16 protein-coding genes and 1 tRNA gene are annotated in these 10866 nt (G+C 62.1%); 10 read left to right on the forward strand and 7 right to left on the reverse strand.

Features of this window, described 5'->3' with window-relative positions:
* Nucleotides 1–142: 142 nt before the first annotated feature.
* A complete protein-coding gene (locus P186_RS03970) occupies nucleotides 143–718 on the forward strand; it encodes a PaREP1 family protein (protein WP_014288119.1) in 576 nt (191 codons plus the stop codon).
* Nucleotides 719–754: 36 nt separating this feature from the next.
* Here P186_RS03970 and P186_RS03975 read toward each other — a convergent pair.
* From P186_RS03975 to P186_RS03985, 3 genes are all read right to left on the reverse strand, one after another.
* Nucleotides 755–851: transfer RNA gene (locus tag P186_RS03975), tRNA-His, on the reverse strand.
* Complete coding sequence (locus P186_RS03980; RefSeq protein WP_148682701.1) at nucleotides 852–1187, reverse strand: hypothetical protein; 336 nt, start codon at nucleotides 1185–1187, stop codon at nucleotides 852–854.
* Between the two features lie 52 nt (nucleotides 1188–1239).
* Entirely contained in the window at nucleotides 1240–2274 is a 1035-nt protein-coding gene (locus tag P186_RS03985) for a glycosyltransferase family 2 protein (protein ID WP_014288121.1), read from the reverse strand.
* 37 nt (nucleotides 2275–2311) lie between these two features.
* Between P186_RS03985 and P186_RS03990 the strand changes: the two genes are divergently transcribed.
* A complete protein-coding gene (locus tag P186_RS03990; protein WP_014288122.1) occupies nucleotides 2312–2614 on the forward strand; it encodes a hypothetical protein in 303 nt (100 codons plus the stop codon).
* Nucleotides 2615–2737: 123 nt separating this feature from the next.
* Complete coding sequence (locus tag P186_RS03995; protein WP_014288124.1) at nucleotides 2738–3631, forward strand: homoserine kinase; 894 nt, start codon at nucleotides 2738–2740, stop codon at nucleotides 3629–3631.
* Here P186_RS03995 and P186_RS04000 read toward each other — a convergent pair.
* From P186_RS04000 to P186_RS04010, 3 genes are all read right to left on the reverse strand, one after another.
* Nucleotides 3628–3855 (reverse strand): PIN domain-containing protein, encoded by a 228-nt coding sequence (locus P186_RS04000; protein WP_014288125.1) that lies wholly within the window; start codon nucleotides 3853–3855, stop codon nucleotides 3628–3630. The genes P186_RS03995 and P186_RS04000 overlap by 4 nt on opposite strands.
* A 79-nt stretch (nucleotides 3856–3934) precedes the next feature.
* Nucleotides 3935–4216: a hypothetical protein gene (locus P186_RS04005; RefSeq protein ID WP_014288126.1), complete on the reverse strand. Its 282-nt coding sequence runs from the start codon at nucleotides 4214–4216 to the stop codon at nucleotides 3935–3937.
* Nucleotides 4217–4244: 28 nt separating this feature from the next.
* Entirely contained in the window at nucleotides 4245–5585 is a 1341-nt protein-coding gene (locus P186_RS04010) for a ribonuclease FAU-1 family protein (RefSeq protein ID WP_148682702.1), read from the reverse strand.
* Between the two features lie 173 nt (nucleotides 5586–5758).
* Between P186_RS04010 and P186_RS04015 the strand changes: the two genes are divergently transcribed.
* Both P186_RS04015 and P186_RS04020 read left to right on the forward strand, forming a co-directional pair.
* Nucleotides 5759–6025 (forward strand): ribbon-helix-helix domain-containing protein, encoded by a 267-nt coding sequence (locus tag P186_RS04015; RefSeq protein ID WP_148682703.1) that lies wholly within the window; start codon nucleotides 5759–5761, stop codon nucleotides 6023–6025.
* Complete coding sequence (locus P186_RS04020; protein WP_014288128.1) at nucleotides 5995–6456, forward strand: type II toxin-antitoxin system VapC family toxin; 462 nt, start codon at nucleotides 5995–5997, stop codon at nucleotides 6454–6456. The genes P186_RS04015 and P186_RS04020 overlap by 31 nt, the downstream gene beginning before the upstream one ends.
* On the opposite strand, the gene P186_RS04025 is transcribed toward P186_RS04020, so the two are convergent.
* The gene (locus P186_RS04025) at nucleotides 6440–6859 is read right to left on the reverse strand and encodes an ASCH domain-containing protein (protein WP_148683151.1); all 420 of its coding nucleotides are present in this window, start codon (nucleotides 6857–6859) and stop codon (nucleotides 6440–6442) included. The genes P186_RS04020 and P186_RS04025 overlap by 17 nt on opposite strands.
* A 112-nt stretch (nucleotides 6860–6971) precedes the next feature.
* Between P186_RS04025 and P186_RS04030 the strand changes: the two genes are divergently transcribed.
* The 5 genes from P186_RS04030 (at nucleotide 6972) to P186_RS04050 (ending at nucleotide 10849) form a co-directional block, all read left to right on the forward strand.
* Complete coding sequence (locus P186_RS04030) at nucleotides 6972–7706, forward strand: DUF4097 family beta strand repeat-containing protein (protein ID WP_014288130.1); 735 nt, start codon at nucleotides 6972–6974, stop codon at nucleotides 7704–7706.
* A 204-nt stretch (nucleotides 7707–7910) separates the two neighbouring features.
* Entirely contained in the window at nucleotides 7911–8600 is a 690-nt protein-coding gene (locus P186_RS04035; protein WP_193383991.1) for an ATP-binding cassette domain-containing protein, read from the forward strand.
* Nucleotides 8578–9774, forward strand: coding sequence for a SufD family Fe-S cluster assembly protein (locus tag P186_RS04040; protein WP_014288132.1), 1197 nt, complete (start codon nucleotides 8578–8580; stop codon nucleotides 9772–9774). Before P186_RS04035 ends, P186_RS04040 begins: the two co-directional genes overlap by 23 nt.
* Nucleotides 9771–10202 (forward strand): hypothetical protein, encoded by a 432-nt coding sequence (locus P186_RS04045; protein WP_014288133.1) that lies wholly within the window; start codon nucleotides 9771–9773, stop codon nucleotides 10200–10202. Before P186_RS04040 ends, P186_RS04045 begins: the two co-directional genes overlap by 4 nt.
* Complete coding sequence (locus P186_RS04050) at nucleotides 10199–10849, forward strand: 7-carboxy-7-deazaguanine synthase QueE (RefSeq protein WP_014288134.1); 651 nt, start codon at nucleotides 10199–10201, stop codon at nucleotides 10847–10849. The genes P186_RS04045 and P186_RS04050 overlap by 4 nt, the downstream gene beginning before the upstream one ends.
* Nucleotides 10850–10866 lie beyond the last annotated feature (17 nt).

Genomic DNA, 10866 nt, shown 5'->3' on the forward strand with positions numbered 1-10866 from the left:
CCCCCTATGTCCTCCGAGCGCCCCGGGCGACTGCTACCTGGCTTTCTCCAAGGCGCACACGGACGGGGCCGCGCCCTAGGGGCTAGCGATGTGAGAGAGTCCCAGCTCTCCGTACAGAAGATTTTAAACCTGCCCAACGTACGTGGATGTGGAGGTTTTGGAGAGGCCCCTCCCGAAGCCCACAGCCGAGGACTACGTCTCGGCGCGTCTGCTTGAGGCGCTTGTGGAGGCTGGGCTGGCTCTTGAATACCTACGCCGCGGCCTGGTGAGAAACGCCGCGGGGAAGGCCTTCCAGGCGTGGAAGGCGTTTATCGCCGCCTTATTGAGGCTGGAGCTGGATAAGCTGAAGACTCTGGCCAGAGGCGACGAGGAGAGGCGGTGGCTAGAGACGACGGGTGTTTCCCGGGTGCCGACTTCTAGGTTGATGGCTTTGTCTAAAATGCTGAGTGATGTGGGGTATAGTGGGATTTACTTTGTCGCCAATACCGCTCTTAATCTCCACGAGTATCAGTACCACGGCCCCGATCCCGACATGGCGTGGTCCAAGTACCGCACACGGGAGGAAGCCGCAGTGGCTGTAGTGGAGCTGTTGAGGGAAGTTACAGACAAGGCCGAGGTTTTGAGGGCCAGAGTGAGGTGGGGCGACGAGCTGGAGAACGCGCTTAAAAGTCTTAAAGAGGCCTTGGCGAGTTATACCAAGAGGTCTGTCCAGCGGTGAGGGCTCCCTCGCGTAGGTGGATCTTTAAAAACTGCATGGGGCCGCCGCCGGGATTTGAACCTTAACCCGACCTCGTGGGTCGTCGGGTCAACGGGACCACAACCCGCCATCCTAACCGCTAGACTACGGCGGCTCAGTTGGCCTCATCCATCAATTTATAAATTTTAACCCTGTACCCGGAGCCACCCCTACCGTAGCTATCCTCCAACGTCACCAGCTTTCCTCCCGCCGTGGAGCACGCCCAGAGCTGGCCGAGCTCTGCCGGACCGCTCCACGTCTCTGCCAAGGTCCCGTCTGCCCTCTGGAGCATCTCGATGTGCCACATAGGCGTGCCCCCATTAGGCCCCTGCCCCGTTGCGGCGTGGTCCACTACGTAGATGTGCTGACCCGCATCGCAGATGGCTAGAGACGCGCCGGGGGGTAGACTGGGCTGGGATACCCGTCTGCGCTGGCAAAAGCCAAAAAACACCGCGAGCGCCGGCTTTTAAAAGTCTACGAACCTCCCACCGAGCTTAAAAAAGCTACGTCTTGTCTAGGATGTAGAAGGTTTTGCCTTTTTTGACGATGCCGGCGGCGAGTCCGACTAGCTCGAGTAGGGAGGCGAGCCAGACGTCTAGGACGTAGCGCCTGGCTTTGAGGCTTCCGTAGAGGTACACCGCGGCGTATATAGTTGCGATAAGTAGCGGCGTGCTGGGGCCGTAGAGCCACGTGGAGGGGGCCGCCGTCCAGAGGGCGAAGCCGGCGGCTATTAGGCCTATGTAGGGGGTGTTTCTGTACCTCGCCGCGTCTCTCAGGGCGCTGGCCCACCTGGCCCTCTGCCTCACGAAGTCGGCGAGGGAGTTCGGGCTTCTAATCGAGACGCGGGTAGCCGACTGGAAGGTCTTGTAGCGCCTTCTGAGTAGCTCCATGGCGAAGCGGAAGTCCTCGGTGACGGTGTCCCCCATGGCGGGCCAGATCTCTCTCAACACGTCTCCCCTCACTATTAGGAGCTCGCCGTGCATGCCGAACACCGGCCTCCTCAGCAACTCCATGGCGAAGCGGTAAATCGTCACGTCGTGGAACCACCTAACCCAGTCCAGGGCGTAGGCAAGCGGCGATCTCCCCGGCCTAGGCACCAAGACGCCGTTGCCCGCCACGTAGCCCCTCGCGCCGTAGTAGGCGATGTCGCTGAGGAAGCGGGTGTCTAGGGGGTAGCTGTCGTCGTCGAGAAAGACGTACCACACGTCGGGCCTGGCGTAGTTCTTCACAAACCACCTAACCGCGCGGTACTTAGAGCCGTCCTCCTCCGGCGGCACCACCAACACGCTACGCAGGGGGAGGGGCCGCGACGAGACAACCACGTACCTGAGCCCCAGCCGCTCCAGCTGGGCCACCGTCTCCAACAGCGCCGGGAGGACCCTGCCGTCGCCCACCGTTACCACCACGACGAGGTAGTTCTCGACGGGCGGCGCCCGGCGCCCCCTCACCCTCTTCACAGCTCCCAGCGCCATTATAAAGGCGTAGAACCCCCCGATGAGGTTGGGAACGAGGTAAAACACCAAATAGTCAATAGCCATGAGGTGGACATAGCCGGGTTATAAATGAGTTGCCAATATGACAGTCGTCTACAACGGTGTGCATAGGAGAGGGGAGACCCGCGGCGCCTGGCCGTCGGCGCCGATTTCGCCGGCGGCGCCAGACGGGGAGGCCCGCCCAGCGCTACCGGCTTGTCCCCCAACGCCGCCAGCGGCGAGGGCAGTGGATGGGGAAGCCACCCACATCCCCCACCGCAGGAGGCTGGGCACGGGGGCGGCTAGACGCCGCGGGTCTGTATATCAAAGACTCTATGTTTATAACTATCTGTTTGTAATATTCTTGGATTACTATCTGTGGATTTTTGTATTGTCTGTTTTATAAGTTTTCCTGGGGTGGGGCGTTTTTAAAGTTTATATATCTATGGATTTTGCTCCTTGATGTATATAGGTGGGCTGGCGGCGTGGGGTTCTGCGTCGCCTTGGGGAGCCGGCGGGTGGTGGGGGTATGAGGGCTCCGTCTACTAGCGCTAATCTCGGGGCTGGTTTCGACGTGGTTGCGGTGGCGCACGACGCCTACGTGGCTGAGGCGTATGTCAAGGTGGGGTCTGGTTGCGGCGTGGAGGTGAGGTTTAGGGGTTTTGACCCCGGCGGTGATAACACCGTGGTACGGGCTTTTCGGCGGTTTTTCGAGCTTACCGGGGTGTGCCGGGGGGTGGAGGTGGAGGTGGTTAACCACATCCCCGTCGCCAGGGGGCTTGGGAGTAGCGGCGCCTCGGCGGTGGCGGCCCTGGCGGGTTTTATAAGAGAGGCTGGGGTTAGGGTTGACCCGCGGCTGGTGGTGGAGGCGGCGGGCTTCGGCGAGGCGGCGGCGGCGGGGAGTCCGCATTTTGACAACGTGGCGGGGGCGGCACTCGGGGGGGCCGTTGTGCTAACCTCGCTGTCTCCCGTGGATTTTGTCAAGTTTACGCCTAGGCTCACCTTCGTGGTGGGGGTGCCGGACGTCCCGCCTATGCCGAACAAGACTAAGATGATGCGGGAGGTCCTTCCGCGGGAGGTGGAGTTCCGCACCTATGTGAGGCAGATTTCGAGAGTGGCGTCGCTGGTGGCCGGCTTCGCCTTGTCCGACCCCAGGCTGGTGGCGAGGGGAATGGAGGACGAGGTGGTGGAGGCGGCCAGGGCGCCTCTGGTGCCGGGGTACCACAGGGCGAGGAGATACGCCTTGGAGGCGGGGGCCCTGGGCTTCGCCCTCTCTGGCGCGGGGCCCTCCGTCATCGCCCTCGTGCTGGACAGAGACGCCGACGCCGTGAAAAGCGCCGTGGCGAGGGCGTACGCAGAGGAGGGGCTGAGGGCCGAGGTAAAGGTGGCGGCCGTGGCCGAAGGCGCCCTGTCCCAGACCTAGTCAACTAGGTAGAGGCGCAGCGCCGGGGCCACCTCCCCAATTTTCAGGTAGTCTCTGTCTCTTGTCAATAGGGGGAGCCCGTGGGCGATGGCGGTCGCCGCTATGTATATGTCGTTTTCACTCACCGCTGTGCCTCTTTTCTTCAGCTGGGCGAAGACGTCGGCGGCTACCTCAACCACCTCGTTTGTTATGGGGAGCACGGTGAACGCCTCCTCAAGCCTCATCTTGTAAAACCGCCTCCCCCTTTACACCTAATATATTCATATACCGATTTTGAGAGATGGGGCTAGTCCGGTAGTAGCTCTAGCCTCTCTGTCTAGCACCTCGATCAGCGCTGAGGTGTCTAGGAGAGCCTCCGCGGGGACCCCCATCTCCTCCTATCTTCAAGTAGCTCCTCGACGGAGGCCGCGCCTCCCCCCCCCGGTTTTTCTCCAGCATCTCCAGTATGGCCACTCTCCTCCTCAGAAGCTTGTACTCCTGTAGTATTCTGGATATGGCCTCCTCCATGGACCTCGCCCCGAGCCTTTCCTTCACTCTCGCAACCTGCAGAAGTTTTTTCGACACGGCTATAGTCGTCTTCTCCACGCATACACCATTATAACTCTATACAACTCTACCGGCCGGAGATGTCGACTAGCCCGTTCTCGGTGCACTGGGGCCTCCCAGCGGGCGCGTGGGCTAGGGGGTCCTTTAGACGCCGTGGGAAGAACGCGGTGTATTTCTTAAACTCTTCGAGGTCGAGGATCTTCTCCTCTTGCTGAGTCACGGCCTTGTCGACGAGGAGGTCGATGTAGTAGACGCGGCGGCCCCACTCGGGTTCGGTGTTGAGGTTGATGTATGTGCCGACCGGCCTCCCGTCGGGGGTGTAGTAGGTGTGTACCACGTACCAGGCGCCGCGGGGTATGCACGTCAGCGCGTAGTAGCCCCTGCCGATCTCGACGCCGATTCCGTCCAGCACGCCCCCCGGCTTGAGCAACCTCTTCACCACCAGGACTCCGCCCCTCACGCCTATGGACTCCCCCCTCATCTTCACCACGTCGCCCCAGGGCTTCACGTGGTAAATCGCCACCTCGCCCTTCGCCAGGTACTCCGCCGCCTTTTCGTACACGTCGCCGCCGACGTAGTCGAGGAGGTCTACGCATCTCCCAATCCCCTGGGCTCTGAGGGCGTGGTGCCCCCTAGCCGTTGGGACAACCGAGGCCCTGGCATCGTCCAGCCTCTCCTTGCCCCACTTGTCGAAGAGGGCGATCGCGAGGCAGCTACCACGCCTCAGCACCTCGCCGGGCGCCCCGCCTTTCGAAAGCGCCAGGAGCTCTTGGTAGAGGGACTCCGCCTCCCGGGCCAGGGCCTCCTCGTCGGCGTAGCGTGCCGACGACTTGAACCTCAGCCCGAGGGTGGCGTACTGCCTCAGCCGGGACTCCGCGAGTATCCTCAGCCTCAGCCTGTCCTCCGGGGGGATGTGCTCGCTGTACGTCACCCTCCCCGTGGTGTTCAGCTCGAGGTACTCGCCGTCGACGACGATCTCCGGCACCGCCACCCCTCTGTGGGGGCCGATGGGCGGCTTCGCCACCGTGTATACGCCCACGGACCCCGGCGTGAGGACGTAGCGGCTCGGCACTTCGTACACCTCGCCTCCGGGGCCCTCCACCGCCGCCTCGCCCACCGCCCTCCCGGCGAATACCTCCTTCACGCCTGCCCTAGCCCTGGCGATAAAGGGATCGGCGTATTGAGAAAGCCTCTCTAGAAAGGCCTCCACCACCTCGCACTTCCCCACCACCACGATCCCCGTCTTCGACTCGTGGTCCTTAACCGTGGCATCCGGCGGAGACACGTCCCTATCAATGGCGAGGCGTTTTGCGATCTTTTCGGTGGGCTGCACCACCTTAAAGCCCCAGTCCAGGGCCAGTTTGGTCAGCGCGGTGGCGTATATACCCCTAATCCTCAGACGGTACACGTCCGCCAGAGACAAGGGGGTTAAAGCCTTTATCCACCTATAAAAACCCGGGCGCTGGATATATACGCCGAGGCGTGAGGAGTCCTTCCGCTCGCGACAGGTGAACGCGGCGGAGCCGCAGAGCCCGCCTGCCGTGAGCTACAAGGTATTTAAATCTAGAGGTATTTACCACTGTGGGTAGGGGAGGGGTGTCGAAGAGGAAAAAGACGAGTATTTCGCTGGATGCGGCGCTGTGGGAGAGGTTTGAGAAGAAGGTGGCGGCGGAGGGGAGGACCGCAAGCGCGGTTCTCGAGGAGTTGATTAGGAACTACCTCCTCGCCGACCTCTTCGCCGGGCTGGCCGATGAGAAGGCGCCGCTTGTGGTGAGGCCTGTGAAGCCTGTGGGCCCCGCCGACGCGGGGGAGGAGGTATGGAAAATGAGGCAAGAGTCTTCTATCTAGACACCAGCGCCATTGTGAAGAGGTATGTTTTTGAGAAGCACAGCGACTACGTGGTGGAGCTGTACGACTCTTCGCTAGACGGCGAGGTGGAGCTCAGCTTCTCACTTTGGAACGTGGGGGAGACCCTCGGCGTTTTCGACCGCTACCTGAGGCGCGGCGTGCTGACAGAGGAGGCGTGGAGAGCCGCGCGGAGAAATTTTCTAGGTGAGACGAGGAGGCTCGTCTCGCTAGGCGTTTTGAAAGTAGTGGGAATCACCGCAGACTTGCTGAGAGAGTCGTGGAGGTTAATAGAGAAGCACCACATATATCAAGCAGATGCGTTGCAAATCACCTCGGCGAGGTATGTAAAAGCGGATATACTAGTCACCGCCGATAAAAACCTGTGCAGAGTAGCCGGGGAGGAGGAGCTCGGCGTCAAGTGCCTGGCTTAGGCGGGGGTTCACAAAGCTCGTCCAGCCTCGCCCCCATGTACCTGTCCAGCCGTCTGTAGCTGGGGGGCGGCCTCAGGCCCAGGTCGCTCAGCTTGACGGGGGCGCGGCACTGGGCGTGCTCCCTCACCTGGATGAGCATGGCGTATCTCGCGCCGCGGACGTACTCCATGTCCTCCCCGCCGACGCCCACGTCGCCGAGCTCCGCCAGCAGTTGCGGAATGTTGGAGGGGGGCGCGACGAACACGACTCCTGCCGTGAAGCGGCCGGCCACGGCGGCTGTGGGCTTGGTGAAGTAGAGGTAAACCACGTCCCCCGGCTCCACGAGGGGCCCCGCCAGCCTCCTCAGCTCGTACTTCTTGCGGCCGCTGAGGATCTCCCAGCCGAACCTGGGCTTAATCGACATGAGGATGTAGCGGCGCGAGGGGGGCGGGTTCTCCTCAACGTCGGAGGTACTCCGGCTCTTCACCACTCCGACGCCTCCACCCAAGTTAAAAAATATAACCTTTTCCCCCTACGTGAGGTGCTTCTGCGGGAGGCCGGCGCTGGAAAGCGGCTACTGCCCCTACCACGACCCCAACTGCGTGAGGGACAAGCGGTGCCGGAGATCGCTGGCCTTCACGCCGGACTGCGAGGGCTGCAACCTCCCGGGGGGCGAGGTGTTCGACTCGGCGCCGAGGCTGAGGGGGGCGAAGATACACGGCCCCCTAATAGTGCAGTACGTGGTGGGCGACGTGGACCTCTCAGAGGCCAGGGGGGCCGACCTCTACATCCACAGCGTGAGAGGCGCCGTGAGACTGGGGGGCTCCCGGTTTAGAAACATATACATAGACACGGTGGAGGGCGGGGTAGACCTGACGGGGGCCAGGGCAGTGGGGGTTGTCCTCTGGTCTGTGAAAGGCTCCGTGGCGGCCGGCGGCCTGTCGGCTGGTGGCCACGTCTCCGTGGTAGATGCGGCGGGCCCCGTGGCGCTGGGCGGGGCGAAGATAGCGGGGGAGCTAATCGTCGAGGGGGTAAGGGGCACCTTACAGGCGGGGGCCTCTGCCTACTCCATCTCCATCTACAAGCTGAGGGGCGAGGCCTCGCTCTCCGGCGCCTCCACCGAGGGCGACATCCGCGTCGTGGAGTCCCAAGGCGAGAGGCTGGACCTCTCCGGCGTAGAGGTGGGAGGCCGCGTCTACATCCTCGCCTCTAAATTCGGCGGCGTAAGAGTCGACAAGCAAGAGGTTTTAAAAAAGCTGGTTGTTCTTTAACTACACCTCCTGACGCCACCCCCCGCGGGCCCCGTATACCCCCTGGCCTTGGGGGTACAGTTGCTTAACGTCTACGATCCTGTGCCTTAGCCGACGCAGATTTTACACCCCCTACGTGTTAAACACAAGTGTGTGCGATGTGGTCGTCAGCTTTGTGCACTGCATGCATCTTTACATATTTAAACTGATGTACTTCTCATATATGTGTCTCTTGTGTTGGAGGGCGTTTCTGTATCTGTAGGGGGGCGTCTTCTGCTCAGTGACATATCTCTGGCGGTTCCCCGAGGCGGTGTGTTCTACATACTGGGGCCCAACGGGGCGGGGAAGTCATCGCTTCTCAAGGCTGTGATGGGTATTCCAGGTTATAACGTGGTGGGGGGCCGCGTCTTGTTAAACGGCGAGGATGTAACTGGGCTGAAACCTTGTGATAGAGCGGCTAGGGGCCTCGCCCTCGCCTTCCAAACTCCGCCGAGGCTCCAGGGGGTAAAGGTGGGCACACTTCTCCGCCACATCTGTAGGAAAAGTGGGTGCGACCCCCACGAGGTGGCGAAGGTGGTTGAGGTTGAACATTTACTAGATCGGGAGGTTGGGAAGCTCTCCGGAGGGGAGGGGAAGAGGGTTGAGCTAGCCACAGTCATTGCACAGAGGCCTAAGGTGGCCCTAGTCGACGAGCCGGACAGCGGCGTGGACGTGGAGAGCCTCGCCGTGGTGGGGAGGGGGCTCAGAGCCTTGGCGGAGACAGCGGCGCTTCTAGTAGTGACCCACAGCGCCCATATTGCTAGGCACCTCCCTCCAACTCGGGTATGCGTTCTCCACGGCGGGGGTCTTAGGAGGTGCGGAGGGCGGGAGGTCATCGAGGAGGTGTTTAGCTATGGCTTCTCAAAGCTGGTTTGAGGAGGTTAGGCACAAGGCAAGGAGCGCGCTGGATAAACCGGCGCCGTACGGGCCGGATATTGACGTGACGGCCTTTGGAGAGGGGCGGGGCCTCTTGGAGGAGGAGGCGGTTGCCTCAGTTGCGGGGCGCGTGGGGGTTTCCACAGCGGCGGCCGCGTTTTACATACAGGCGGACAACGCCTACTTTAGATACCTAAGCAGAATACCCGGCGTCGAGGTGTATAGACTAGAGGAGTTTGTAGAGGAGTACAGAGACGTGGCGAGGGACTACCTCTGGCGCCTAGTGCCGCCGCACCTGGATAAATACACCGCGGCGGCCGCCTTGAGGGGGGTGGGGGGTTACGTCATAAGAGTAAAGAGCGGCGTCAAGGTGAGCGAGCCAATCCTCGCATGTCTCTCTATTGTGAGGGGAGGCCTCCAGGCGCCTCACAATGTGGTTATAGTAGAGGAGGGGGCCGAGGCGGTGGTCTACACCGGGTGCGCCATTGCGCCGGAGGCGGTGGGTCTTCACGTGGGTATTTCCGAGTTCTACGTGATGAAAGGGGCCAGGCTTAGGTTTATCATGGTCCACAGCTGGAACAAGGCGGCTCACGTAAGGCCCAGGACCGGCGTCCTCGTTGAGGAGGGCGGCGAGTATGTAGAGTACTACGCCAACCTCGCCTCCGTGAAGACGCTCCAGACAAGTCCCCGGATTGTGCTGAAAGAGGGGGCCAGAGCCCACTCCGTCTCCGTGGTGCTGGGCCTGGGAGACGCGGTGATTGATATAGGCACCGTGGCGTCGCTAGAGGGGCGGGGCGCCGGCGTGGAGCTGGCGACAAGGGCCATCGCCGCTGGGTCTTCTACGGTGACGATGCGGGCCTTGGTGGAGGCGTGGAGCCCGGCGAGGGGCCACGTGGAGTGTAGCGGACTGCTGATGTCGGAGCGGGCCAATATCGTGACCATCCCGCAACTGGCCGCCCGCCACAGCGACGCCGCACTGACCCACGAGGCCTCCATCGGGAGGCTGGCGGAGGAGGAGATCAACTACCTAATGGCCAAGGGCTTCACCTACGAGGAGGCCGTGTCGCTACTAATCCGCGGCTTCGTCACCACAGACATCCACAAATACCTCCCGGAGCAGGCGAGGCGCTATGTGGAAAATATTGAAAAACTAATAACCGAAAAAGCCATGTGAACCTGCGTCTGCCCCCTAGGATAAAGGTGCTGGAGGCCCTAGGCGCCTTGGCAGACGGCAGGGTCAGGGTGCTGGCCCCCGGGAGGTGCGAGGTGGTGTCCTCCGAGGGCGACAAGACCTACACCGTATACGTCGCGGGCGGGTACGCATACAGCAACGACAACGGGACGGTGCACCGGGGCTACGTGGGCTACCCCATACTGGCCTGCCTAATGGCCGGGGGCGCCCTCCCCGTGGATAGAGAGCTGGCGGAGAAGCTGAGGGGCATCCCCTGGAAGAGGCTCAACGAGCAGTTTAAGAAGTACGAAGAGGTGATGCGCTTCATCTACGCCGAGAGGGGTATAGACCGCGCCAAGGCGGAGGGCTACATCACCCGCGTGCTGGGGGAGGTGGTGAAGCTGAGGCTTAGGTTCAAGCCGCCGCCATGAGGGTCTTGGAGATCTTCGCCTCCCTCCAGGGAGAGGGGGTGAACATAGGCAAGCCCGCGGTGTTTGTGAGGCTGGCGGGGTGCCCCATACGGTGCGCCTACTGCGACACAAAGTACTCATGGGACTACGGGGCGGGGGTGGAGATGGACGTCGACGACGTCGTGAAAAAGGCGGCCTCCCTGGGGGTGAGGGGCCACGTCGTGGTGACGGGCGGTGAGCCGCTGATATGGCTGGGGAGGGGGCTGGAGGACCTCGCGTGCAGGCTCAGGAAGCTCGGCGCCGTGGAGGTCGAGACAAGCGGAGTCTACCCCCCAAGCGCCGGGCTCGACCGGTGCGTGGACTACTACGACGTGTCCCCAAAGCTGTCCAACGCGGGGGTGAAGGCCCCCCTCCACCCCTTCTACCCCTCGAGCCCCAAGGCGTGGTTTAAATTCGTGGTCCGGGACGAGGGGGACGTGGAGGAAGCCGCCGCCTACGTCGAGGCCCGGGGGATACCCCGGGGGCGGGTCTTTCTTATGCCTATGGCCGAGACCCCCGAGGAGCACGCCGCAGTGCTCAGAAGGATATGGGACGCGGCTCTGAGACACGGCCTCAGAGTAACCCCCCGCCTCCACATAGCGGCGTGGGGCAACGCGAGGGGGAGATAATTAAAAAACAGAGTTAT

Source organism: Pyrobaculum ferrireducens (assembly GCF_000234805.1).
GTDB classification, from domain to species: Archaea; Thermoproteota; Thermoprotei; order Thermoproteales; family Thermoproteaceae; genus Pyrobaculum; species Pyrobaculum ferrireducens.